The organism is Shimwellia blattae DSM 4481 = NBRC 105725 (assembly GCF_000262305.1).
GTDB classification, from domain to species: Bacteria; Pseudomonadota; Gammaproteobacteria; order Enterobacterales; family Enterobacteriaceae; genus Shimwellia; species Shimwellia blattae.
Genome location: NC_017910.1, coordinates 993,180 through 1,016,915 on the forward strand (window position 1 = coordinate 993,180; position 23,736 = coordinate 1,016,915).

Consider the following 23,736-nt stretch of genomic DNA (forward strand, 5'->3'; position numbering starts at 1 on the left):
CGGAAATAAAAAAACTTCAGAACATACTGAATAAGTGTGTTGCGAAGTTTTGCTCTTTAAAAATCTGGAACAAGCTGAAAATTGAAACAATAAACGCGTAAGCGTTTATGAGTCTCTCAAATTATCACACCTGAAGACATCTTCGGGTTGTGAGGTTAAGCGACTAAGCGTACACGGTGGATGCCCTGGCAGTCAGAGGCGATGAAGGACGTGCTAATCTGCGAAAAGCGCCGGCGAGGTGATATGAACCTTTGACCCGGCGATGTCCGAATGGGGAAACCCAGTGTGTTTCGACACACTATCGTTAGCTGAATACATAGGCTAACGAGGCGAACCGGGGGAACTGAAACATCTAAGTACCCCGAGGAAAAGAAATCAACCGAGATTCCCCCAGTAGCGGCGAGCGAACGGGGAGCAGCCCAGAGTCTGAATCAGCGTGTGTGTTAGTGGAAGCGTCTGGAAAGTCGCGCGATACAGGGTGAAAGCCCCGTACACGAAAATGCACATGTTGTGAACTCGATGAGTAGGGCGGGACACGTGATATCCTGTCTGAAGATGGGGGGACCATCCTCCAAGGCTAAATACTCCTGACTGACCGATAGTGAACCAGTACCGTGAGGGAAAGGCGAAAAGAACCCCGGCGAGGGGAGTGAAAAAGAACCTGAAACCGTGTACGTACAAGCAGTGGGAGCATCCTTCGGGGTGTGACTGCGTACCTTTTGTATAATGGGTCAGCGACTTATATTCTGTAGCAAGGTTAACCGGATAGGGGAGCCGCAGGGAAACCGAGTCTTAACTGGGCGTTAAGTTGCAGGGTATAGACCCGAAACCCGGTGATCTAGCCATGGGCAGGTTGAAGGTTGGGTAACACTAACTGGAGGACCGAACCGACTAATGTTGAAAAATTAGCGGATGACTTGTGGCTGGGGGTGAAAGGCCAATCAAACCGGGAGATAGCTGGTTCTCCCCGAAAGCTATTTAGGTAGCGCCTCGTGAACTCATCTGTGGGGGTAGAGCACTGTTTCGGCTAGGGGGTCATCCCGACTTACCAACCCGATGCAAACTACGAATACCACAGAATGTTATCACGGGAGACACACGGCGGGTGCTAACGTCCGTCGTGAAGAGGGAAACAACCCAGACCGCCAGCTAAGGTCCCAAAGTCACAGTTAAGTGGGAAACGATGTGGGAAGGCCCAGACAGCCAGGATGTTGGCTTAGAAGCAGCCATCATTTAAAGAAAGCGTAATAGCTCACTGGTCGAGTCGGCCTGCGCGGAAGATGTAACGGGGCTAAACTGTGCACCGAAGCTGCGGCAGCGACACTGTGTGTTGTTGGGTAGGGGAGCGTTCTGTAAGCCGTTGAAGGTGGTCTGTGAGGGCTGCTGGAGGTATCAGAAGTGCGAATGCTGACATAAGTAACGATAATGCGGGTGAAAAACCCGCACGCCGGAAGACCAAGGGTTCCTGTCCAACGTTAATCGGGGCAGGGTGAGTCGACCCCTAAGGCGAGGCCGAAAGGCGTAGTCGATGGGAAACAGGTTAATATTCCTGTACTTGGTGTTACTGCGAAGGGGGGACGGAGAAGGCTATGTTATCCGGGCGACGGTCGTCCCGGTTTAAGCGTGTAGGTGTGTGGACCAGGCAAATCCGGTTCACTTTAACACTGAGGCGTGATGACGAGGCACTACGGTGCTGAAGTAACAAATGCCCTGCTTCCAGGAAAAGCCTCTAAGCATCAGGTAACATCAAATCGTACCCCAAACCGACACAGGTGGTCAGGTAGAGAATACCAAGGCGCTTGAGAGAACTCGGGTGAAGGAACTAGGCAAAATGGTGCCGTAACTTCGGGAGAAGGCACGCTGACATGTAGGTGAAGCCCCTGCGGGTGGAGCTGAAGTCAGTCGAAGATACCAGCTGGCTGCAACTGTTTATTAAAAACACAGCACTGTGCAAACACGAAAGTGGACGTATACGGTGTGACGCCTGCCCGGTGCCGGAAGGTTAATTGATGGGGTCAGCGCAAGCGAAGCTCCTGATCGAAGCCCCGGTAAACGGCGGCCGTAACTATAACGGTCCTAAGGTAGCGAAATTCCTTGTCGGGTAAGTTCCGACCTGCACGAATGGCGTAATGATGGCCAGGCTGTCTCCACCCGAGACTCAGTGAAATTGAACTCGCTGTGAAGATGCAGTGTACCCGCGGCAAGACGGAAAGACCCCGTGAACCTTTACTATAGCTTGACACTGAACATTGAGCCTTGATGTGTAGGATAGGTGGGAGGCTTTGAAGTGTGGACGCCAGTCTGCATGGAGCCAACCTTGAAATACCACCCTTTAATGTTTGATGTTCTAACGTAGACCCGTAATCCGGGTTGCGGACAGTGTCTGGTGGGTAGTTTGACTGGGGCGGTCTCCTCCCAAAGAGTAACGGAGGAGCACGAAGGTTAGCTAATCCTGGTCGGACATCAGGAGGTTAGTGCAAAGGCATAAGCTAGCTTGACTGCGAGAGTGACGGCTCGAGCAGGTGCGAAAGCAGGTCTTAGTGATCCGGTGGTTCTGAATGGAAGGGCCATCGCTCAACGGATAAAAGGTACTCCGGGGATAACAGGCTGATACCGCCCAAGAGTTCATATCGACGGCGGTGTTTGGCACCTCGATGTCGGCTCATCACATCCTGGGGCTGAAGTAGGTCCCAAGGGTATGGCTGTTCGCCATTTAAAGTGGTACGCGAGCTGGGTTTAGAACGTCGTGAGACAGTTCGGTCCCTATCTGCCGTGGGCGCTGGAGAACTGAGGGGGGCTGCTCCTAGTACGAGAGGACCGGAGTGGACGCATCACTGGTGTTCGGGTTGTCATGCCAATGGCATTGCCCGGTAGCTACATGCGGAAGAGATAAGTGCTGAAAGCATCTAAGCACGAAACTTGCCCCGAGATGAGTTCTCCCTGAGACTTAAAGTCTCCTGAAGGAACGTTGAAGACGACGACGTTGATAGGCCGGGTGTGTAAGTGCAGCGATGCATTGAGCTAACCGGTACTAATGAACCGTGAGGCTTAACCTTACAACGCCAAAGATGTTTTGGTGTGAAGAGAGAGACGATATTCAGCTTGTTACCGGATAGATGATGTAAGTCTTTTCGATTTTGTGCCACAGCAAGGCGGCAAGAGAACGAGACGACAGGAGCTTACTGAAGTAAGTGACTGTTGCGAGCGAGCGCAGCCAACGCGGGTGTGGTGCAAAAGAAAAAGACGGACATGAGCACAAAGAATATGCCTGGCGGCCGTAGCGCGGTGGTCCCACCTGACCCCATGCCGAACTCAGAAGTGAAACGCCGTAGCGCCGATGGTAGTGTGGGGTCTCCCCATGCGAGAGTAGGGAACTGCCAGGCTTTAATTAAACGAAAGAGCCCTGTCGGAAGACAGGGCTCTTTTGCGTCTGTGCACCGTACAAACCTGAGTGCGGCGGGCATCCTTCGGACTTTTCTGGCTTCCTGTCTGAAAACTTTATCTCCATCACAAATAACAAAAACATAAACTTCATAACACTTTATTTACAACGAGATCTGGCTCACTCTACGTCTTTCCCTCTATGGGTTGTCCTGGCAGGAGAGAAACAATGACTGAAGTAACAGCCGCAGAGCACAAGACGGCATACGGTAATAACAGTACCCGGCAACGGATATGGGCGATTGTTGGCGCCTCATCCGGGAATCTGGTTGAGTGGTTTGATTTTTATGTTTACTCATTCTGCTCGCTGTATTTTGCCCACATATTCTTCCCATCCGGTAATACCACCACCCAGTTGCTGCAAACCGCTGGCGTATTCGCTGCCGGCTTCCTGATGCGCCCCATTGGCGGCTGGCTATTTGGCCGCATTGCCGATAAGCACGGGCGGCGTCGCTCCATGCTTATCTCCGTGTGTATGATGTGCTTCGGCTCACTGGTTATCGCCTGCTTACCGGGCTATGCCGAAATTGGTACATGGGCTCCGGCATTACTGCTGCTGGCGCGCCTGTTTCAGGGGCTCTCTGTCGGGGGGGAGTATGGCACCAGCGCGACCTATATGAGCGAGGTCGCCATTGAAGGGCGCAAAGGCTTTTATGCCTCTTTCCAGTATGTCACGCTGATTGGCGGGCAACTGCTGGCCCTGCTGGTTGTGGTGATTTTGCAGCAGGTTCTCAGCGAAAGTGATTTGAGAGCCTGGGGCTGGCGTATTCCCTTTGTCCTTGGGGCTCTGCTGGCGGTTGTTGCCCTGTGGCTGCGCCGCTCCCTGAATGAGACCGCCCAGGCGGAAAGCCGCGCCTTAAAAGAAGCAGGCACCTTAAAAGGGCTGTGGCGGCATCGCCGGGCATTTATTATGGTGCTGGGCTTCACTGCGGCAGGCTCCCTGAGCTTCTATACCTTCACCACATATATGCAGAAATATCTGGTCAACACTGTGGGCATGCATGCAAAGCCCGCCAGTGCATTAATGACCGGGGCCCTGTTTATTTACATGCTGATGCAGCCTTTCTTTGGTGCCCTGTCTGACCGTATCGGCCGCCGCTCATCCATGCTCTGCTTTAGCCTGTTGCTGACGCTGTGCACGGTTCCGATTCTGACGGCGTTGCAGTATGTCACGTCGTCCTGGGCGGCTCTGGGGCTGGTGCTGATAGCGCTGCTGATTGTCAGCTTCTATACCTCTATCAGCGGCATTCTGAAGGCAGAAATGTTCCCGCCCCATATCCGGGCGCTGGGGGTCGGGCTGTCTTATGCGGTGGCGAATGCCCTGTTTGGTGGTTCGGCTGAATATGTGGCGTTAATGCTGAAGTCCATTGGCGCGGAAACCGTCTTCTTCTGGTATGTTTCGGCGATGGGGGTGATTGCTTTCCTGGTGTCGCTGATGCTGCACCGTAAAGGGGGCGGCAGCAAACTCTGATAAATCAGCGGGCCAGTTGCCAGAGCGTGTATCCGGTGGCTGCGCCCGCGACATCCCAGGCAAAATCCTTCCAGCTCCAGCCGCTTCCGGCAGGGCGGCTGTCCCAGAGCTCTTTTCCGGCACCGAGACTCGTTGAGAACATCAGCCCGAATGTGGCGCTGCGGTCATGACTCCAGCCCTGATGCTGGCCGTACTCATTACCGGCGGCAGAGAGCATGGCAGAGGCGATAAAATGCTGCGCTTTGTCCTGGCCTGTCCATGAGTCCTGCGCCTGGTGGCTACAGGCTGTTGTCAGCAAAGGAATAAGAAACGCGGTAACGGACAGTTTCATCTTACCTCCTTTGAAAAAGCCCCGTTAAACACGGGGCCAGACGGTAGCGCCGCAATTAAAGAATGCGGCTGATAAGCCTGTCGACCCGTATACGCCGTAAGCGACGGATCAGTTTGCGTACTTTGACCGGGTATTCGGCAATACTCTGCAGATCCCGGTAATGATGAACCACGGTGGTATGCTGGCGAATTGTCGCGAGCTCTTTTTCCCGGGTGGCGGCGAGCTGATGCTGCGGATCATGGATAAGAATCGCGTTTTCCAGATCCAGACGCCAGGCCCGGGGATTGAGGTTATTCCCCGTCAGCAGGATCCACTCGTCATCAACCCACATGCCTTTCAGGTGATAGCTGTTGTCGTCATCTTTCCACAGCCGGATGATCAATTGCCCGCTGTTGACATAATATTGCAGGCGGCTCATAAAACGGCGCAGATTAATTTCATACAGATAAGGCAGGGCGCCAATAATTTTAAACGGCTGATCCTGCGGAATATAGAAATCATTCGCGGTTTTATCGCCAACAATAATCTCGACCTGTTTCCCGTCGCGTAGCAGCTGGATAATGCTGCGCACCAGCACGGCAGGCAGGTTGAAGTAAGGCGTGCAGATAGTCAGCTTATGCTCGGTACAGGGCATAAGATGAAAAATCGCTTTATTCAGCGGGCTGGTCTTCCCAAGCCCCACTAACGGCGTGACCGCCAGCTCTTCGTTACCGGCATCGCCCTGGAAGTTATAGCTGCTGGAGCGCAGATCCTGGCGGTACTGGCGAATCTCATTTTTGATCTCCGGGCTTTTTGGCCGCGCGGGATCATCGAGCCGGTAAACGGCTTTGCCCTGAACCAGATTAAGCTGGATCCAGTCATACATAATATCGCTAAGCCGCGGGTTGCGGATCAGCTGATAGCGGTCATAGCGGTATTTATCATGCTGATGCAGATAGACATCATTGATACTGGCACCGCTGTAGAGCACGGCGTCATCGATGATAAAACCTTTAAAATGCAGAACGCCAAGCGCTTCCCGGGTATTGACCGGAACGCCATATACCGGCACCAGGACGTCCGGGTGCTCCTGGGCCATGCGACAGTACCAGTCTGCATTAGTATTGGCGGCTGTGTCACCAATGCGTCCCCGCTGAGCCCGGTGCCAGTCTACCAGCACGGATATCTCCAGCTCAGGGCGTTGCTTTTTGGCCTCATACAGCGCAGAAAGTATGGCGCGCCCGGCGTCATCCTGCTCCATATACAGTGCGACAATACAAATACGCCGGGTGGCAGAGGCGATTTTCTGCAGCAATATTTTCCGGCAATCCGCCGGTTCGAAAAAGACCGTAACATCATCAACGGACTGAGCAAGTTTCGGTAATAGTGCAAGGTGCTGTTGATGTTTGTTACGCTTAAATTTGGACAACATCACTGTGCTTATCTTCTCTATACATTTGATGGTTTTCTGCTCTGGTGGCTCGACAGAAGTGGTGGATAATACCACTACTGTTGCGCGTTGTGGGTAAGATTTCCAACACGTTACTCACGTTCCTGTTGTTTAGTCAGCGCCAGTGACAGGCTGACAATGCCATCCTCAAGCTGAATATCGACCCGGAACCCCAGTTTGCGGGCCAGGGCTATCATCCCCTGGTTGTTGGGCATGGTGATGCCGTTGAGTTTTTGCAGGCCGTATTCCCGGGTATAACCAATCAGTTTTTCCATCAGCTGGCGGCCCAGTCCAAGCCCTTTAAGATCAGAACGCACCAGCACGGCGAATTCGGCGTCGATATTATCCGGATCGGAGATAGCCCGGGTCACGCCGATAATCTCCTCTTTGCCGTCGGCTCCGGGGCGGACCGCCACGAATGCCATCTCCCGATCGTAATCGATCTGCGTCATATTGGCGAAATCATCATGGGTAAACTCATTAATTTCGCTGAAATAACGATAATAGAGATCTTCTCTGGTCACCCGGGAGATAAAACGCTGTAGCTGGGGTTCATCTTCAGGCAGGATCGGGCGGAACAGGCAGTGATCCCCGTTCTTCATGGTGACCTGCTGCTCAAGATGGTGCGGATACGGGCGGATCGCCAGGCGGCTTTCAGGATCCCCGCTAAAGGGGGCTAAATCCAGCGTAACGTCCAGCAGTGTAAATTCACTGCCGGATACCAGCAGCGGGTGAATATCCAGCCGGCGAATCTCCGGGCATTCAATGATCAGGTTTGACACCCTCACCAGCACCTGGCTGAGCCCGGTAATATCCAGCGGGCGCAGGGCGCTGCGTCCACGGATCTTGCGGCTTTTAATCGCCTGAATGATCAGATAGCGGGACAGGTTCATGTTCAGCGGCGGAAGGGCCACCGCCGCATGATCGCCGGACTGCCACTCCACGCTGCCTTCCCCCAGCATAATAAGCGGGCCGAAAATCGGATCGTGCTCCACAACAATACGCAACTCCTGGGCACCTGCACGGTTGGCCATGCTTTGCACCAGCAAACCCTGAACCCGGGCATGGGGCCAGGTCATGGCCACCCGGTCGAAAATGGCATCTGCCGCCTGTTGTACTTCGGCCGGGGTACGCAGATACAGCATCACCCCCTGAACCTCAGATTTATGGGGAATATCCGGCGAGCGCAGTTTCAGCGCTACCGGGTAGCCTATCTGCTCCGCAATGTGTACGGCCTCTGCGCTGTCCTCTGCAATCCAGGTGGGGAGCGTATTCAGGCCATAGCTTGCCAGCACCGGGCGCACTTCGTGGGTGTCCAGGGAGGTGATTCCCCGCTCCAGCGCCTGGCCGAGCAGTTCATGGGCGATAGCGGTATCCGCCTTCAGGTTGACCGGCAGGGCCGGTGTTTCCCGCAACTGCTTCTGGTTACGGTGATATTCCACCATGTGCATAAACGCGGTGATGGTGCCTTCCGGGGTGCGGTAAGTCGGGATCCCGGCATCGCTGAACAGGCGCCGGGCCTCGCGGGAGGAGAACTCGCCGCACCAGTTGGTGATCACGGTGACCATTTTGCCCCGCGGGTGGCGCTTTAACAGATCAATAATCTGCGCGGCATTGTCGGTTGCCGGGGCAACGGCGCTGGGGGCGTGGATGATCATCAGGGCATCCACTTCATGGCTGTCCAGCAGGATCTCCAGGGTTTGCAGATAACGCCCGGTTGAGGCGTCATCGTGGAGATCCAGCGGGTTACCTATCTCTGTTACCCCGCCGAGCAGCGCCTCCAGCCGCTGTTGCGTTTCGGGGCGGAATTCCGCCAGTTTGCCGTTTTTCTGCTCCAGCTCGTCCAGGGCAAGTGCCGCCGGGGCCGCCCCGTTACTGATAATGACCAGCTTCTCCCCCCGCAGGGCCCGCATATGGCTCAGGGTTTCTACGGCGGAGAACAGCTCATGGGTATCCCTGACACGCAACAAACCGGCACGCTGGATGGCCGCATCCCATGCGGCGTCCAGGCCCGGGCGGGTTTTCAGCAGGAGCTGGGCCCGGGTGCTGCGGCCGCTTTTAATGACCAGAACAGGCTTATTACGGGACGCACTACGGGCGGCGGACACAAACCGGCGGGCATCGCTTAACTGCTCAAGGTACAGCAGGATGGCGCTGGTGCGGGTATCCCTGGCGAGAAAGTCCAGCAGTTCATCCACATTAATATCGAGGCTGTCGCCAAGGGCGATAAAGAATGAAAAACCGATTTCCCGCTGCTGCGCCCAGTCAAGAATGGTGTTCGATACCGCGGCAGACTGGGAAATAAACGCCAGTTTGCCTTTTTTGATCGGCACGGGTGAGAAGCTGGCATTCAGCCCCTGCCAGGGGGCGAGTAACCCCAGGCTGTTTGGCCCCAGCAGCCGCATGTTCCAGCGGCGGGCAATGGCCAGCAATTCCGGGTGCTGTTCCGGCTGAGCGGAGAGGATAATACAGGTTTTGCAGCCCCGCAGGCCCAGAGACTCCAGTAATTCAGGGTTACGCCGGGCATGGGTGCAGAGTACGGCCAGATCCGGGGGAAAGGGCAGGCTGGCCACATCCGGCCAGGTCATCACACCGCATACCGCTTTCCAGGCCGGGGTCACCGGGAGCACCGGGCCGTTAAAGCCGCCCGCCAGCAGGTTGCGCATCATCAGGTAACCGGCGCGCTGGGGCTTCATGGATGCCCCAATCACCGCAATAGATTTTGGCCGTAATAGTGCTTCTAACCCGCGCTGGCTCATGGTGCTCTCCCTGAACAAAAAGTTAGCGTTAGTTTAAACGCTTTCTTCAGGTGCCGCTGTGATGACCTGCTGAAGGTTAGCCTTTCCCGCCAGATACCGCTCACGAAAAAGCATAAAATGATCGCTAAGCCCCCGGGCGGCCTGGCTGTCGCCTGCCTGCTCCAGTAACGCGCAGGCCACTTCTGCCGTGCAATACTGGCCATCGGCATGGACTTCGCGCAACTGATACGCAGAGGTTTTTGACAAATCCACGGAGATCAGCGGCAGGTTATCCAGCCACGGGCTTTTGCGGAACATTTTGCGCGCCTCAGGCCAGGTGCCGTCCAGCATGATAAACAGCGGTGGTTTACCGTGGTCAGGCGGCTGGCTGAGCACTTCGCGGTCTGCGTCAGCGTAGGAGGCCGGGAACACGACCATCGGCTGCCAGTCCGGGCTGTTGACCAGGGCGAGGAGTGCCTCTGGTGGCTCGGTGCGTGACCACTGAAAGGCGGTGGTGCCCGGCAGAATATCGGCAATCAGGCGCCCGGTATTGCTGGGTTTCATGGGCTCGGTGTCGTACATCACCAGGCAGAACTGGCTTCTTGCCGCCACCGGTTTAATGGTGGCGCACAGGCACTGGCGCAGGGGTAACAGGCAGCGCTGGCAGCGGCGCACCCGGTTGCCTCTGGCAAGAAAAGGGCGGGTCGCGCGGGCCAGGCGTTCGGCGCGGAGATGCAAAACGGCGTTATCAGTCATGGGAGCTTCAGGGGATAAAAACCGCTAGTTTACTGCACCCGGTAGGGCGGGCACCAGCAACGGTGCCCGGAGATCACAGGTTTTCGTCGATCCAGCCGTTAAATGGCGCTTTGGGCATGGCGCCGCTCAGGATGTCGACCATTTCGCCTTTTTTAAACATCATAATGGTCGGAATACTGCGGATACGGAAGCGGGCGCTCAGTTCGGGCTCGGCTTCGGTGTTGACTTTGACAAAGCGCACTTTGCCGCTGCGCTCTTCGGCGACATCGTCAAACACCGGGGCAAAGTTAACGCACGGGCCGCACCAGGGGGCCCAGAAATCGATCACTACCGGCAGGTCGTCTTTAAGCAGGGTGTCGAGCGTACTGCTGGTGGCATGAATGACTTCGCCGTCAAACAACGCGTGTCCGCAGCGTCCGCATTTTGCGCCCTCCTGAGTATGTCCGTCAGGCAGGCGATTAATGGCGTGGCAGGAGGCACAAACGGTATTCATAACAAACCTCGGATCAGTAGGGTAGGGCTGGGGATAGCGCAGTTAACTGTTGTGTAATTGTTAAATATTATCCGCATAAAAAAATCATCCGACAATCTGGTTTATTCAATGGGTACAATAGATAGTAGCTTTTGGATAAAGATAATGGCTTAGCGCCGGGACATCAGGTAATCTGCGCCCTTCGCGCAGAGCTAGCTGGTGGAGAAAAGCATGAACGACGAATTAAAAGGTAAGAGCGGCAAGGTCAAAGTGATGTATGTCCGCAGTGATGACGAATCCGAAACACGCGGCCATAACCCACGTACCGGAAAGGGCGGCGGACGTAATACGCCTCGCCAGGAAGGGGGCCGCCGCGGTTCTCGCGATGATAAATCAGCCGGACGTGACCGTAAACGTGAGACCTCTCCGTGGCGCACCGTTTCCCGGGCTCCGGGTGACGAGGCCAACGACACCCCGGATCACGGCGGCATCAGTGGTAAAAGCTATATTGATCCCGAGATTCTGCGCCGCCAGCGCGCGGAAGAGACGCGGGTATATGGCGAAAATGCCTGCCAGTCACTGTTTCGTAACCGTCCGGAATCCATTGTTCGCGCCTGGTTTATCCAGAGTGTGACCCCGCGCTTTAAAGAAGCACTGCGCTGGATGGCCGCCAACCGCAAAGCCTACCACGTGGTGGATGACGCTGAACTGGCCAAAGCCTCCGGCACCGAGCGCCACGGCGGCGTATGCTTCCTGATCAAAAAGCGCAATGGCATGGCGGTTGAGCAGTGGATTGACAATGCCCCGGCCGATGACTGTGTACTGGCGCTGGAAGATATCGGCAACCCGCATAATGTGGGGGCAATGCTGCGCACCTGTGCACACTTCGGCGCGAAGGGCGTATTAGTGCCCGATGCAGCGGTGCTGGAGTCCGGTGCGGCGGTGCGTACTGCCGAAGGCGGCGCGGAGCATGTGCAGGCGATTACCGGAGCCAGCTTTGCCGCGGCGCTGGATCAGTTCCGCGAGGCGGGCTATACGGTGGTAAGTACTGTTACCGGTGCCGGGCTGCCGCTGTTTAAAACCCAGCTGCCGCAGAAGATGGTGCTGGTGCCGGGTTTTGAGCGTGAAGAGCAAGAGTCTGACGCGTTGAACCACAGCGATATGCTGGTGTCGGTGAATGGCACCGGTGATGTGGATGGCCTGAATGTCTCGGTGGCGACCGGTGTTGTGCTGGCCGAGTGGTGGCGACAGCATAAAGCCTGATACCCGGACAAACAAAAACGCCTGCGGATGCAGGCGTTTTTGTTTTTACAGACCGGCATACCCGATAGAGTGCTGCAGGTAGCGGGCCAGTAATTCACGGGTGAAGACGGGCTCCCGGATACCACTGTTGTGCAGGAAGCGTTTCACGTTACTGCAGTCCCACTTGTAGGTATTCTGATACAGCTGCACGGTGGATTGCCCGGCCACCATATTGTCCTTAAACAGGCTGAGCAGCGGGTACAGGGGGGCGGTCATGTCGTTCTCCCACTGGGCGCACCAGTGCGCAAAGGGGAGGCGGCGGAACGTAAACCCGAAGTGTGTCTCAAGCAGGTTGAAAAACGCGTTCAGTGTCAGGTTATTTTGCTGTTCGTGGATCAGGTTAAATTTATGGCCCAGAGCCTGTGGATTACGGGAGATCCAGGCAATGGCATTCGTCATGTAGTCCACGGTTGTCAGCCCTTCACGTAAGTTTTGCAGTTCCGGAACCGTGCCGGAATCAAGACAGGTTTTGACCAGCCGCCCCCACCACTGGTAATCGGCGCTGACACCGGTCTGGCTGTGAGTGGTGGCATAACCCAGGCGGAATGTCATCAGCGGCAGGCCACGGGAGGCGGCCAGGTCGGCAATTTTCTCCATCACCCACTTACTGCGAACGTATCCGATATCGGTAATAACCGCAGGCAGGTTCTGATCAATATCATCATGCTCATGCATCACCTCCTTACCCGTATGGAGATGCCCCCAGCTGTACACGGAAATGGTGGAAAGCAGGATTAACGGCGCGGTTTTGCCGGTACAGGCGAAGCGAATAATTTCCCGCAGACCCTGCACATTATCGCGCTTCATCCAGGAGTAGGGCTGGATAAAATTAACCGCACTGGCAGAGTGATAGACGATATCGCATGTCTGGCATAGCTGCTGGTACAGGGTGTTTTCGAGGGCGAAACCGGGCTCGGCCACATCACCGGCTAGCGGGCGGATACGCTGGCGCACCTCCCGGGAAAGGGAGATGGAGTAACGGGCCAGGGTCGCGTCTATTTTCTGCGCTGCCCGGGCGGGTGTTCTGGCGCGCACCAGGCAGTAAATCACCGCCTGGGTTGTCTGCAGCAGATCAGCCAGCAGGTGTGAACCGATAAACCCCGTCGCCCCGGTCAGAAAGATGGTACGCGGCGCGCGGATCTGCTGCTCATCAATCTGCCCACAGGCAGGCAGATCCTGCGGCAGGAAAATATCGTCCTGCAGTATGCGCAGCGGCTCGTTATCGGCCACGGCAGGCTCTGCGTGGCTGCGCTCTTCCAGCAGTGTGGCGAGGGTTCTTATTGTGGGGGCATCATAGATATCGCGCACATAGGCGCGAACCTGTGTCTGTGCGGTGATAGCCGATGCCAGTCTGGCTGCCAGCAGCGAGTGTCCGCCGAGATCGAAAAAGTTATCATCAGGGCCGGGAATGGGGCGGTCTAACAACGTTTCCCAGATGCGGGCCAGTTCAGATTCCCGCCCGCGGAATGCCGCACCAGGCTGTGCCACAGTGTGGGCCTGATATGCCGCTAACAGGGCCTGTTTATCGGTTTTCCCGTTGGGGGTTTGCGGCAGGCCCGGCAGGATAAGGATATCGGCCGGCATACACCAGGCTGGCAGATCCCCGGCTAGCCTGTTACGCAGCGTTTCCCGGCTGACGTTCCCGGTAACAACAAAAGCCAGTATTTTCTTTTCTTCTGTAGCACTGCCTGTAGTGAGCAGCACGACAGCGCTTTTTACGCCAGCTTCGCGCATCAGTACGTTTTCAATCTCGGCCAGCTCTATCCGGTTGCCCCTGATTTTTACCTGATCATCCAGGCGGCCAAGGTACTGGATCCGCCCGTCGGCCAGCCAGCGGGCGCGGTCGCCGCTGCGGTACAGGCGCTTTCCCGGGGCAAAAGGAAGGGTCAGAAACTTTTCCCGGGTCTGTTGCGGATTGTTCAGGTAGCCGCGGGCTAAGCCCGGCCCGGAAATAAAAATCTCCCCGGGTTCATCCCCGCAAATGGGGCGGAGCTGCTCATCAAGAATAAATATCTCAGCACCGGCGACGGGCCTTCCAATACTGGGCTCCGGGTTCTGGCTGGCACAGATAACCGGGTTACAGGTCGTAAAAATGGTGGCTTCGGTTGGACCATAGTAATCAATCAGCCGGTAGCGGATCTTGCCCAGTACCACAGGGTTGAGTTTCTCCCCGGCGGTAAAAAGATAACGCAGTGCCAGAGTATCTGGCTGGGGCTGGCGGATAAACTCCGCCACCAGAACGGTGGGAATAAAAGCGTGGGTGATATTGCGGGCCGCGAAGAAATGCATCAGGGATTCCGCCTGTAAACGAATGTCTTCGTTATCCGGCAGGATAAGCGTAGCGCCGCAAATTAACGGTGACCAGATTTCCCATTGCGCCACATCGAAACTAATACCGGCGATCAGTGTGCTGCGGGTCTGGTCGGTGACATCAAACTGCCCATTATGCCAGGCGATAAGGTTATAGAGTGACGCGTGGGATACCATCACCCCTTTGGGAATACCGGTTGTGCCGGAGGTGAAAATCACATAGGCCGTATCTTCAGGGGCGGGGGCCGTGACAGGGGCCGGTGTGACATCATCGTCGGGGATATCATCAATGGCAATAATATGTTTTGTCGTTTCCCCTGCGGCCCCGGTAAAAGCCCGGTGGCTGATTAAAATAACCGGGGAACCACTTTGTTCGGTTATTTGTTTAATACGTTTTTGGGGGTAGTGAATATCCACCGGAATGTAACTGGCGCCGGATTTTATAATAGCAAGTATGCCAATAATATATTCTGGCGCGCGCAGCGTAATCAGGGGGATAACATCCCCCGGTGAGACTCCGGCCTGCTGTAGCTGGTGGCACAGACGATCGCTTTGCTGCTCAACATACTGGTATGTCAGTGTTTTATTGTTGTGAATAATGGCAATATTATCAGGGTGCTGCCGGGCCTGTTGGCGAAATGCGGTTAAAACATTTTGCATGAGTATACCCTATGGCTTGACAGAATACGGAGAGATGTATTTAACGCTGAAAGCCTTAAGTATAGTTTTTAATATATTAAACGGTGTTAAATTAGCGGTGGAGAATGGTAAATAAAAATAAATGAAAAATCATCTTTATATTCATAAAGATAAAATGAGATCTACGATAAATATTATTTCTGTTACCGGTTCAGGCGGCAGCGTGGTTTTTGCGCTGCCGCCGGAGGGTTACGCCTGTGGCCCGGGCAGTACGGGGGTCCAGTCGATAACCGGCTGCCCCTGTTCGGCAAGCCAGCTGTTGGTCCGGGTAAAGTGGCCGCAGCCAAAGAACCCGCGATGCGCAGAAAGCGGTGACGGGTGCGGCGCCTGGAGCACAACATGGCGCTGGCGGTCAATAATGCGCCCCTTCTTCTGGGCATGGGCGCCCCAGAGTAAAAACACCACCCCCTGGCGGTGTTCGTTAATCAGGCTGATAACTTTATCGGTAAAGGTTTCCCAGCCCAGATTAGCGTGGGAGTGGGCCTGGCCTGCTTCTACTGTGAGCACTGTGTTGAGCAGCAGCACCCCCTGGCGGGCCCAGCTTTCCAGATACCCATGCTGCGGGCGTACAAACCCCGGGACTGAGCCTTCCAGCTCTTTATACATATTTAATAAAGAAGGGGGGATGGCGATTCCGGGCTGTACAGAAAAAGCCAGACCGTGTGCCTGCCCGGCACCGTGGTAAGGATCCTGGCCGAGGATCACCACCCGGACATCCGCCAGTTCGGTATAGCGAAACGCGTTAAAAACATCCTTTTGCGGGGGGTATACGGTAACGCCTTCAGCCCGGCGCTGCGCAACGGCCTGCAGGGTATGAATAAAGTAAGGTTGTTGTTTTTCGTCCGCCAGCACATCGTGCCAGGTGAGAGGTGTGCCCATCTCGCGCTCCTGAAGAATTGTTTAGCCGTAGCTTAACTGCTTATCAGACAAGAATAAAATCGGGCGTGCGGCGAAAAGGTGTATGGTCAAAAAATAGCCAATAATTTACAAAATAAACGGCAGGCGGCGATCTGGCTAAGTTGATGTAAAACAAATAAATGAATTTTCGGTGCTTTGGTGTCCTGGGTTTTTATTGATTTTAATCAAAGAATGACGCCCGTACGACTGGTATATAAACAACATCGAAACAATGGTTTTACCAATTGGCCAGAAGTGGCCGGGAATGGTTACCCCACCGCCGTGAGCATTCAGGCGACGACCGGTGAGGGAACACAGCATAAGCCTTAGGGAGGCATTTATGATTACTGGTATTCAGATTACTAAAGCAGCAAACGACGATCTTCTGAACTCTTTCTGGCTGCTGGACAGCGAGAAAAACGAAGCGCGCTGCATCTGTGCAAAAGGTGGTTTTGCTGAAGATGAAATTGTTCCGGTCAGCAAACTGGGCCAGATTGAATACCGTGAAGTTCCGATGGATATCAAACCGGAAGTGCGTGTTGAAGGTGGCCAGCACCTGAACGTAAACGTGCTGCGCCGTGAAACACTGGAAGACGCAGTAAAACATCCGGAAAAATACCCGCAGCTGACCATCCGTGTTTCCGGCTATGCGGTGCGCTTCAACTCTCTGACTCCGGAGCAGCAGCGCGACGTTATCGCCCGTACCTTTACTGAAAGCCTGTAATATTCCGGGCTGATTCAGCAGACAAAAAACCGCCGGAGACGGCGGTTTTTTTATGGGCGGAAGCGGGCAAAAGGGTAAAAAAACGCCGGTTTCCCGGCGTTCTGATGATAAGGTTTTATTCTGTTACCGGCCCGGTTGCGCTGGGTTTGCGGCGCTTGCCGATATTTTTCTTCACCCGGTGGCGGTCTTTGGTCCGGTGCTGGTCTTTTTCCTGCGCTTTTTTCTTTTCTTCCCGTTTTGCCAGCGTTTTTTTGGAAGGCTTGCCTTTGAGTTTGACACTCGGGGCGCGGGTGGTGGGGCGCAGCTCGTCGATTACGCGGGCTTTCAGCGGCTCCTGAATATAGCGGCCGATCTTTTCCAGCAGCAGGTAGTCGTGGGCTTCAACCAGCGAGATTGCCGTTCCTTTACGACCAGCGCGGCCGGTACGGCCAATCCGGTGCAGATAGGTATCACCACTGCGCGGCATGTCGAAGTTAAACACATGGCTGACATCCGCAATATCAATGCCGCGGGCGGCAACATCCGTCGCAACCAGCACATTAACCCGGCCATCGGTCAGGCGTTTGATGGCTTCGTTGCGCTTCGCCTGCACCATTTCCCCTTCCAGGTAGCAGCACTCGATACCGGCTTCACGCAGCCACTGGGCCACTTCATGCACCCGCTCGCGTTTGCGCACAAAGACAATAGAGCGGCTCATCTCCGGCTGTTTTAGCATATGCACCAGCAGAGCGGTTTTGTGCTCGGTGGTGTCTGCCCGGTAGTACCACTGGTGGATTTTCTTCCGCTCGCGGGTGGATGGGGTAGCAGAAACCTGTACCGGATCCTCCAGCAGGCGCTGTGAGAAGTCGATAATCGCGCTGCCTTCCAGCGTGGCGGAGAACAGCATCGTCTGTTTGCGCCAGCGGGTTTCACCGGCAATATGTTCGATATCCTGCGCAAAACCCATGTCCAGCATGCGGTCTGCTTCGTCAAGGATCAGCGTTTCTACTGCCCGGCAGTCAAAGTTTTCTTCTTTTATGTACTGCAGCAGACGGCCCGTTGTTGCCACCACGATATCCTGGTTTTCACTGAAAACCTCCGCGTGGTTCATATAGGCCACCCCCCCGGTGATGGTGGCAATATCCAGATGGGTATTTTTTGCCAGCTCACGGGCATGGTCAGCCACCTGCATTGCCAGCTCACGGGTTGGCGTCAGGATAAGAATGCGTGGTGGCCCGGACTTTTTGCGAGGGAAATCGAGCAGATGCTGTAACGCAGGCAGCAAATAAGCGGCAGTTTTCCCGGTTCCGGTTGGCGCGGAGCCTAAAACGTCACGCCCTTCCAGGGCAGGGGGAATAGCGGCGGCCTGAATAGCCGTGGGGCGAGTGAACCCCTTGTCCTGCAATGCGTCCAGCAGGCTATCGTCAAGTTCGAGTTCGGAAAAAGTGGTTACAGTCATGATCTACCTCTGTGTGGGGCGCAGATTATAGACGCTTCGTGATAAATCTTCATCTGTTTGTCGCATGATGCCCTTGGAGAGCGCGCGGCTTTACCCTATGCTACGACGAATTCTCTGGTGAGCTGTCGATATGCCATTACAAAAAAAACCACTGCCGCGCAATGGCTTTACCTTCAAACAATTTTTTGTCGCCCATGATCGCTGCGCCATGAAAGTGGGCACCGACGGGATCCTGCTCGGGGCCTGGGCCCCGGTAACCCACCCGCGCCGCATACTGGATATTGGCACCGGGAGTGGCCTGCTGGCCCTGATGCTGGCCCAGCGGGCGCAGCCCGGCGTGCAGATTGATGCGGTTGAGCTGGATGCCAGCGCCGCACAACAGGCCCGGGAGAATGTGGCCGCCTCTCCCTGGGCCGGGCAGATCCACATCCACGAGGATGACATTGATCACTGGAGCCGCCAGCAACAGTCGCGTTACGATTTGATAATCAGCAACCCTCCTTATTATGAGCCGGGAGTAGCCTGCGCAACAGATGCCAGAGAGATGGCGCGCTATACCGGCTCCCTGGATTATGCGGCACTGCTGCGCTGTGCGGCCCGGAACATCACCGAAGAGGGCTTTTTTTGTGTGGTATTACCCCAGTTGCAGGGGGAGCAGTTTATTGCCCTGGCCTGCGAGCAGGGCTGGCACTTACGGCTTCGTACCGATGTCTGTGAAATGGAAGAGCGCCCCTCACACCGGGTATTGCTGGGGGTATCACCCGCCGGTGGTGAATGCTTCCACGACCGGCTGGTGATCCGTGGGCCAAACCAGCAGTATTCGCCGGAATTCTGCGCCCTGACCGGGGGGTTCTATCTGTTTATGTAGTTTTCCGGGGCCAGAATCGTAGGCCCTGACTGGGCCTGCGCCCGGGGGTAGTCCAGCGTAAAGTGCAGCCCGCGGCTCTCTTTGCGGGCCTGAGCACAGGCGACCATCAGCCCGGCAACCTGAATCAGGTTACGCAGCTCCAGCAGGCGGGGGGTCATGTGCCGGTGACTGTAGTAGCGGGAATACTCCTGCTCCAGCAGCGTAATGCGCCGCACGGCGCGCTCCAGGCGGCTGGTGGTGCGGACAATCCCCATATAGTCCCACATACACTGGCGCAGCTCCTGGCTGTTATGCAGGATCACGGCGTCTTCATTCGGGCTCAGCTCGCTGCCCTGCTGCCAGCCGGGCAATGCGGGTGGGGGCGCAATATCGTCAATACGCTGGCGGATATCCTCAGCGGCAGACCAGCCGTACACCACACACTCCAGCAATGAGTTAGACGCCAGACGGTTTGCACCGTGCAGGCCGGTGTAGCTCACCTCGCCGACGGCATACAGGCCGGGGAGATCGGTCTGGCCGTTATCGTCGACCATCACGCCGCCGCAGGTGTAATGGGCCGCCGGCACAATGGGGATCGGCTCCCGGGTAATATCAATCCCCAGGCCGAGCAGTTTTTCATAAATGGTCGGGAAATGGTGGCGGATAAATTCAGCCGGTTTATGGCTGATATCCAGATACATACACTCCGCGCCAAGGCGTTTGATTTCATGATCAATCGCCCGGGCGACAATGTCCCTTGGGGCAAGCTCAGCCCGGGGGTCAATGTCCGGCATAAAGCGTGTGCCGTCCGGGCGGGTGAGCCACGCGCCTTCCCCGCGCAGCGCCTCGGTCAGTAAAAAATTACGCGCCCCGTAGTGGTGCAGTGCCGTCGGGTGGAACTGGTTAAACTCCAGGTTTGCCACCCGGCACCCGGCGCGCCAGGCCATGGCAACGCCATCGCCGCAGGCGATTTCCGGGTTGGTTGTATAGGGGTATACCCGGGCGGCTCCTCCGGTTGCCAGCACGACAACCTTCGCCCGGCAGGGCTGAATATCCCCGCTCTGATTATCGAGGATCCATGCCCCCTGAACCTGGCGACTGCCTGGCTGCCCGGTATGTTCCGTGGTGATCAGGTCCACCGCGCTGCGGTGCTCCATAATCCGGATCCCCGGGTGGTTTTTCGCCAGGCTGACGAGGGTGGTTTCTACGGTTTTACCGGTGGCATCTGCCGCGTGAAGGATACGACGGTGGCTGTGCCCGCCCTCCCGGGTGAGGTGGTAGCATTCATTGCCCTGCGCGTCTGGCTGGGTGTCAAACAGGACCCCCTGGTCTATCAGCCACTCCACACAGTGGCGGGCGTGGCTGGCGACAAAGCGCACCGCATGGGGATCGCAAATTCCCGCCCCGGCGACCAGCGTATCATCAACATGTAAATCAATACTGTCAGACTCATCAAAGACAGCCGCAATGCCGCCCTGGGCATAGAAGGTAGAGCCTTCTGCCAGCGGGCCTTTACTGAGCACTATCACATTCCGGGTTTCGGCAAGACGCAGAGCGACGGAAAGACCCGCAGCACCGCTGCCAATGATCAACACATCGCAGGAGAGTTGAGAAGCTGTGTTCATGATGTTGTGTTTAATTTACTAAACAATGTTTGCTGAGCATAGCACCTGAATCGTGCAAATAGCACGTTTTTTTGTCTCTTGTTTAGCAGCCACTAAACAAACGGTGGCGGGGTGGTGTGGGGTAAAAAATGGGAAACCCGGACAGGAGTGTTATTTGGTGATGAAAAACCGCGATGCATGCGATACTCTGCATGATGTACATTTAACAATGCGTTAGAGTAACTGTGTTAGCCTCACGGGCCGCGAAACGAACAACGACACAAAAATGAGCATTTCGCGAAATCTATCGGCAAAACTAAAAGCGTAAATGAACTTTACCAGCAATCGAGACTCATATACCTGCTTGCTCATGATGGCGCAGGGTTAAGTGGTAGTTCAATTACGCGTGGCAATTGGTTTGGGGAGACTTTACCTCGGATGAGCGAGCAGTTAACGGATCAGGTTCTTGTTGAGCGGGTCCAGAAGGGAGATCAGAAATCGTTCAACCTACTGGTAGTCCGCTATCAGAATAAAGTGGCGAGTCTGGTTTCCCGCTATGTGCCTTCAGGAGACGTGCCTGACGTGGTTCAGGAGTCTTTTATCAAGGCTTATCGGGCGCTGGATTCGTTCCGCGGCGATAGTGCGTTTTACACCTGGCTGTATCGTATTGCTGTCAATACGGCAAAAAATTACCTGGTTGCTCAGGGGCGTCGTCCGCCAGCAAGTGATGTTGATGCCAATGAGGCTGAAAACTTTGAAAGTGGCGGGGCACTGAAAGAAATTTCGAACCCTGAGAATTTAATGTTGTCAGAGGAACTGAGACAAATCGTTTTCCGTACAATTGAGTCCCTCCCGGAAGATTTACGTATGGCAATTACCCTACGGGAGCTTGATGGTTTAAGCTATGAAGAGATAGCAGCCATTATGGACTGCCCGGTGGGAACAGTGCGCTCCCGCATTTTCCGGGCGCGGGAAGCGATTGATAATAAAGTTCAACCGCTTATCCGGCGTTGACGATAGCGGGATACTGGAAAAGGTATTAGGTATGCAGAAAGAGAAACTTTCCGCTTTAATGGATGGAGAAAACCTCGACCCTGAACTGCTGAATGCGCTGTCTGAAGACGCGTCGCTCCAGCAATCGTGGGCGAGTTACCACCTGATCCGCGATACAATGCGGGGTGATACCGGCGATGTTATCCATCTTGATATCTCGGCCAATGTGATGGCCGCTATCCAGGATGAGCCAAAACACCGGGTTTCCCCGGTCATTCCTGAGCAGCAACCCGCACCGCATCAGTGGCAAAAAATGCCGTTCTGGCAGAAAATTCGCCCGTGGGCCAGTCAGATTACCCAGATTGGCGTCGCGGCCTGTGTGTCGCTGGCAGTCATTGTGGGGGTCCAGCACTACAACGCCCCGGCCGGTTCTGCCGCACAGTCTGATACACCCGCCTTTAACACCATGCCTATGATGGGCAAAGCCAGCCCGGTTAGCCTTGGGGTACCGGTAGATGGCACGGCTACGGCCGCAGCAGGGAATCAGCAGCAACTTCAGGAACAGCGGCGTAGAATTAATGCTATGTTGCAGGACTATGAATTGCAGCGTCGCCTCCACGCAGAGCAGCTGCAGATAGAGAACGCACAAACGCAGCAGGCCGCGCTCCAGGTACCAGGAAATCAGACTTTAGGAACCATATCGCAGTAATGAAGCAACTTTGGTGTGCCGTCTCCTTACTCGCTGGCAGCCTGTTCTTCTCAAGTAACGCCCCGGCAGATACGATTTCATCCGGGGCGTTATTGCAGCAGATGAACGTGGCAAGCCAGTCGCTCAACTATGAACTGGCGTTCATCAGCATCAATAAACAGGGGGTTGAATCCCTGCGTTATCGTCATGCCCGCCTGGCAAGCAAAACCTATGCGCAGTTACTGCAAATGGACGGGCCGCGCCGGGAAGTGGTGCAGCGCGGTGGCGAGATAAGCTACTTTGAACCCGGGCTCGAGCCGTTTACGCTGACCGGCGACTACATTGTCGATTCGCTGCCTTCTGTGGTTTACGCAGATTTTAAAAAACTCTCCTCCTCCTATGATTTTATCGCTGTGGGCCGCACCCGCATTGCCGACCGGCTGTGTGAAGTGATCCGCGTGGTCTCCCGGGACGGCACGCGCTACAGCTATATCGTATGGATGGACACGGAAACCAAACTGCCGCTGCGGGTGGACTTACTGGATCGCGACGGTGAAACCCTGGAGCAGTTCCGGGTTATCTCTTTTGCCGTTAACCAGATGAACCCCTCCATCCAGGCGCTGGAGAAAGCCAACCTGCCACCGCTACTGGCGGTGCCGGATGATAAAAACGTGAATTTCGCCTGGGCGCCGTCCTGGCTCCCACAGGGCTTTAAAGCCGTCTCAAGCAGCAAACGCCCGCTGCCCGGTATGGAGCTGCCGGTTGAATCCCGCCTGTATACAGACGGGCTGTTCAGCTTCTCGGTTAATGTCAGCCGCGCCGGTACAGCGGGAGCCACCAGCAGCGGTGAGCAACTGCTGCGTAATGGCCGCCGCACGGTAAGCACCGAAGTGCGCGACAATATGGAAATAACCGTGGTGGGCGAGCTTCCGCCGCAGACGGCAAAACGTATTGCCGACAGCGTAACCTCCAGGGCTACCCGATGATGCGCGAATGGGCCACGGTGGTGTCGTGGCAAAATGGTGAAGCGCTGGTGCGTTGCGATGTCAAAACCGCTTGCAACAGCTGTGCGTCACGTTCCGGTTGCGGAACCCGGGTGCTGAATAAACTGGGGCCCGAAACTGAACACACCATCGCCGTGCGCTGGGATTCCCCCCTGGCGGCAGGCCAGAAAGTGGAGCTTGGGATCACCGAATCAAGCCTGCTGGGCTCTGCAATGCTGGTCTATTTATCGCCGCTACTGGGGTTGTTCCTGGTCGCGGGCCTGTTCCAGCTCTGTTTTGGTAGCGATGCCGCTGCATTTTGCGGTGCGCTGCTGGGCGGGGTAGGTGGTTTTCTGGTTGCCAGAGGGTTTTCTGCACGGGTCGCCGCGCGGGAGAGCTGGCAACCGGTGATTCTTAATGTGGCGCTCACCGCCGATCAGCTACAGGTCGACGATGTCAGCAGCCGCTGACGACAATGAACATCTGCTGACTCAACCTCTTGTACAGTGTAATATGCTCGCCATTATTAATGGATGGCGTGTCAACAAGGGGTTCCCTTCACGGCGCGCCATTCCCACGTAATTTACGGACAGTGATCCAATAACTTATTAAA

At 55.6% G+C, this 23,736-nt stretch carries 17 protein-coding genes and 2 rRNA genes; 10 read left to right on the top strand and 9 right to left on the bottom strand.

All coding sequences use genetic code 11. The features are described from left to right. Nucleotides 1-153 precede the first annotated feature (153 nt). From EBL_RS04660 to EBL_RS04670, 3 genes are all read left to right on the top strand, one after another. A 23S ribosomal RNA gene (locus EBL_RS04660) occupies nucleotides 154-3,056 on the top strand. A 211-nt stretch (nucleotides 3,057-3,267) separates the two neighbouring features. Next, nucleotides 3,268-3,383: ribosomal RNA gene (rrf, locus tag EBL_RS04665) — 5S ribosomal RNA — on the top strand. A gap of 227 nt (nucleotides 3,384-3,610) precedes the next feature. Beyond that, entirely contained in the window at nucleotides 3,611-4,912 is a 1,302-nt protein-coding gene (locus EBL_RS04670) for an MFS family transporter (RefSeq protein ID WP_002441462.1), read from the top strand. A 4-nt stretch (nucleotides 4,913-4,916) separates the two neighbouring features. Here the strand turns inward: EBL_RS04670 and EBL_RS04675 are convergent, their stop codons facing one another. The 5 genes from EBL_RS04675 to trxC form a co-directional block, all read right to left on the bottom strand. After that, nucleotides 4,917-5,243 carry a YfiM family lipoprotein gene (locus EBL_RS04675; protein WP_002441460.1) on the bottom strand — a complete coding sequence of 109 codons (327 nt, stop codon included), beginning with the start codon at nucleotides 5,241-5,243 and terminating at the stop codon, nucleotides 4,917-4,919. Nucleotides 5,244-5,298: 55 nt separating this feature from the next. Further along, nucleotides 5,299-6,654, bottom strand: coding sequence for a CDP-diacylglycerol--serine O-phosphatidyltransferase (gene pssA, locus EBL_RS04680; RefSeq protein WP_002441458.1), 1,356 nt, complete (start codon nucleotides 6,652-6,654; stop codon nucleotides 5,299-5,301). A gap of 110 nt (nucleotides 6,655-6,764) precedes the next feature. Beyond that, nucleotides 6,765-9,431: a bifunctional acetate--CoA ligase family protein/GNAT family N-acetyltransferase gene (locus EBL_RS04685; RefSeq protein WP_002441457.1), complete on the bottom strand. Its 2,667-nt coding sequence runs from the start codon at nucleotides 9,429-9,431 to the stop codon at nucleotides 6,765-6,767. A 33-nt stretch (nucleotides 9,432-9,464) separates the two neighbouring features. Then, the gene (locus tag EBL_RS04690; protein ID WP_002441454.1) at nucleotides 9,465-10,166 is read right to left on the bottom strand and encodes a tRNA-uridine aminocarboxypropyltransferase; all 702 of its coding nucleotides are present in this window, start codon (nucleotides 10,164-10,166) and stop codon (nucleotides 9,465-9,467) included. 73 nt (nucleotides 10,167-10,239) lie between these two features. Next, the gene (trxC, locus tag EBL_RS04695) at nucleotides 10,240-10,659 is read right to left on the bottom strand and encodes a thioredoxin TrxC (RefSeq protein WP_002441453.1); all 420 of its coding nucleotides are present in this window, start codon (nucleotides 10,657-10,659) and stop codon (nucleotides 10,240-10,242) included. A gap of 210 nt (nucleotides 10,660-10,869) precedes the next feature. On the opposite strand from trxC, the gene EBL_RS04700 reads away from it, so the two are divergent. Then, the gene (locus EBL_RS04700; RefSeq protein WP_002441450.1) at nucleotides 10,870-11,901 is read left to right on the top strand and encodes a tRNA/rRNA methyltransferase; all 1,032 of its coding nucleotides are present in this window, start codon (nucleotides 10,870-10,872) and stop codon (nucleotides 11,899-11,901) included. A 45-nt stretch (nucleotides 11,902-11,946) separates the two neighbouring features. Here EBL_RS04700 and EBL_RS04705 read toward each other — a convergent pair whose 3' ends face one another. Beyond that, nucleotides 11,947-14,910 carry a non-ribosomal peptide synthetase gene (locus EBL_RS04705; RefSeq protein WP_002441448.1) on the bottom strand — a complete coding sequence of 988 codons (2,964 nt, stop codon included), beginning with the start codon at nucleotides 14,908-14,910 and terminating at the stop codon, nucleotides 11,947-11,949. A gap of 228 nt (nucleotides 14,911-15,138) precedes the next feature. Beyond that, complete coding sequence (gene ung / locus EBL_RS04710) at nucleotides 15,139-15,828, bottom strand: uracil-DNA glycosylase (RefSeq protein ID WP_002441445.1); 690 nt, start codon at nucleotides 15,826-15,828, stop codon at nucleotides 15,139-15,141. Nucleotides 15,829-16,186: 358 nt separating this feature from the next. On the opposite strand from ung, the gene grcA reads away from it, so the two are divergent. Beyond that, on the top strand, nucleotides 16,187-16,570 hold the full coding sequence (grcA, locus tag EBL_RS04715) for an autonomous glycyl radical cofactor GrcA (RefSeq protein ID WP_002441444.1): 384 nt from the start codon (nucleotides 16,187-16,189) through the stop codon (nucleotides 16,568-16,570). Nucleotides 16,571-16,685: 115 nt separating this feature from the next. On the opposite strand, the gene srmB is transcribed toward grcA, so the two are convergent. Further along, a complete protein-coding gene (gene srmB, locus EBL_RS04720; protein WP_002441442.1) occupies nucleotides 16,686-18,008 on the bottom strand; it encodes an ATP-dependent RNA helicase SrmB in 1,323 nt (440 codons plus the stop codon). Nucleotides 18,009-18,138: 130 nt separating this feature from the next. On the opposite strand from srmB, the gene trmN reads away from it, so the two are divergent. Beyond that, the gene (gene trmN, locus EBL_RS04725) at nucleotides 18,139-18,876 is read left to right on the top strand and encodes a tRNA(1)(Val) (adenine(37)-N(6))-methyltransferase TrmN (RefSeq protein ID WP_002441440.1); all 738 of its coding nucleotides are present in this window, start codon (nucleotides 18,139-18,141) and stop codon (nucleotides 18,874-18,876) included. Here trmN and nadB read toward each other — a convergent pair. Next, nucleotides 18,861-20,480: an L-aspartate oxidase gene (gene nadB / locus EBL_RS04730; RefSeq protein ID WP_002441438.1), complete on the bottom strand. Its 1,620-nt coding sequence runs from the start codon at nucleotides 20,478-20,480 to the stop codon at nucleotides 18,861-18,863. The two genes, trmN and nadB, sit on opposite strands and share 16 nt — an antisense overlap. Before the next feature lie 417 nt (nucleotides 20,481-20,897). Here nadB and rpoE point away from each other — a divergent pair, with 417 nt between their 5' ends. The 4 genes from rpoE to rseC are packed head-to-tail and all read left to right on the top strand — an operon-like array spanning nucleotide 20,898 to nucleotide 23,593. Further along, nucleotides 20,898-21,473, top strand: coding sequence for an RNA polymerase sigma factor RpoE (gene rpoE / locus EBL_RS04735; RefSeq protein WP_002441435.1), 576 nt, complete (start codon nucleotides 20,898-20,900; stop codon nucleotides 21,471-21,473). Nucleotides 21,474-21,504: 31 nt separating this feature from the next. After that, nucleotides 21,505-22,161 (top strand): anti-sigma-E factor RseA, encoded by a 657-nt coding sequence (gene rseA / locus EBL_RS04740; RefSeq protein ID WP_002441433.1) that lies wholly within the window; start codon nucleotides 21,505-21,507, stop codon nucleotides 22,159-22,161. Continuing rightward, nucleotides 22,161-23,126 carry a sigma-E factor regulatory protein RseB gene (rseB, locus tag EBL_RS04745; protein ID WP_002441431.1) on the top strand — a complete coding sequence of 322 codons (966 nt, stop codon included), beginning with the start codon at nucleotides 22,161-22,163 and terminating at the stop codon, nucleotides 23,124-23,126. The genes rseA and rseB overlap by 1 nt, the downstream gene beginning before the upstream one ends. Continuing rightward, complete coding sequence (rseC, locus tag EBL_RS04750) at nucleotides 23,123-23,593, top strand: SoxR-reducing system protein RseC (RefSeq protein ID WP_002441429.1); 471 nt, start codon at nucleotides 23,123-23,125, stop codon at nucleotides 23,591-23,593. The genes rseB and rseC overlap by 4 nt, the downstream gene beginning before the upstream one ends. Nucleotides 23,594-23,736: the final 143 nt, after the last annotated feature.

Coding starts and splice junctions, on each gene's coding strand:
- EBL_RS04700 (WP_002441450.1), top strand. CDS start 10,870: ATGAACGACGAATTAAAAGGTAAGAGCGGCAAGGTCAAAGTGATGTAT.
- EBL_RS04685 (WP_002441457.1), bottom strand. CDS start 9,431: ATGAGCCAGCGCGGGTTAGAAGCACTATTACGGCCAAAATCTATTGCG.
- rseC (WP_002441429.1), top strand. CDS start 23,123: ATGATGCGCGAATGGGCCACGGTGGTGTCGTGGCAAAATGGTGAAGCG.
- nadB (WP_002441438.1), bottom strand. CDS start 20,480: ATGAACACAGCTTCTCAACTCTCCTGCGATGTGTTGATCATTGGCAGC.
- rpoE (WP_002441435.1), top strand. CDS start 20,898: ATGAGCGAGCAGTTAACGGATCAGGTTCTTGTTGAGCGGGTCCAGAAG.
- trmN (WP_002441440.1), top strand. CDS start 18,139: ATGCCATTACAAAAAAAACCACTGCCGCGCAATGGCTTTACCTTCAAA.
- pssA (WP_002441458.1), bottom strand. CDS start 6,654: ATGTTGTCCAAATTTAAGCGTAACAAACATCAACAGCACCTTGCACTA.
- EBL_RS04675 (WP_002441460.1), bottom strand. CDS start 5,243: ATGAAACTGTCCGTTACCGCGTTTCTTATTCCTTTGCTGACAACAGCC.
- EBL_RS04670 (WP_002441462.1), top strand. CDS start 3,611: ATGACTGAAGTAACAGCCGCAGAGCACAAGACGGCATACGGTAATAAC.
- srmB (WP_002441442.1), bottom strand. CDS start 18,008: ATGACTGTAACCACTTTTTCCGAACTCGAACTTGACGATAGCCTGCTG.
- rseB (WP_002441431.1), top strand. CDS start 22,161: ATGAAGCAACTTTGGTGTGCCGTCTCCTTACTCGCTGGCAGCCTGTTC.
- EBL_RS04705 (WP_002441448.1), bottom strand. CDS start 14,910: ATGCAAAATGTTTTAACCGCATTTCGCCAACAGGCCCGGCAGCACCCT.
- trxC (WP_002441453.1), bottom strand. CDS start 10,659: ATGAATACCGTTTGTGCCTCCTGCCACGCCATTAATCGCCTGCCTGAC.
- rseA (WP_002441433.1), top strand. CDS start 21,505: ATGCAGAAAGAGAAACTTTCCGCTTTAATGGATGGAGAAAACCTCGAC.
- EBL_RS04690 (WP_002441454.1), bottom strand. CDS start 10,166: ATGACTGATAACGCCGTTTTGCATCTCCGCGCCGAACGCCTGGCCCGC.
- ung (WP_002441445.1), bottom strand. CDS start 15,828: ATGGGCACACCTCTCACCTGGCACGATGTGCTGGCGGACGAAAAACAA.
- grcA (WP_002441444.1), top strand. CDS start 16,187: ATGATTACTGGTATTCAGATTACTAAAGCAGCAAACGACGATCTTCTG.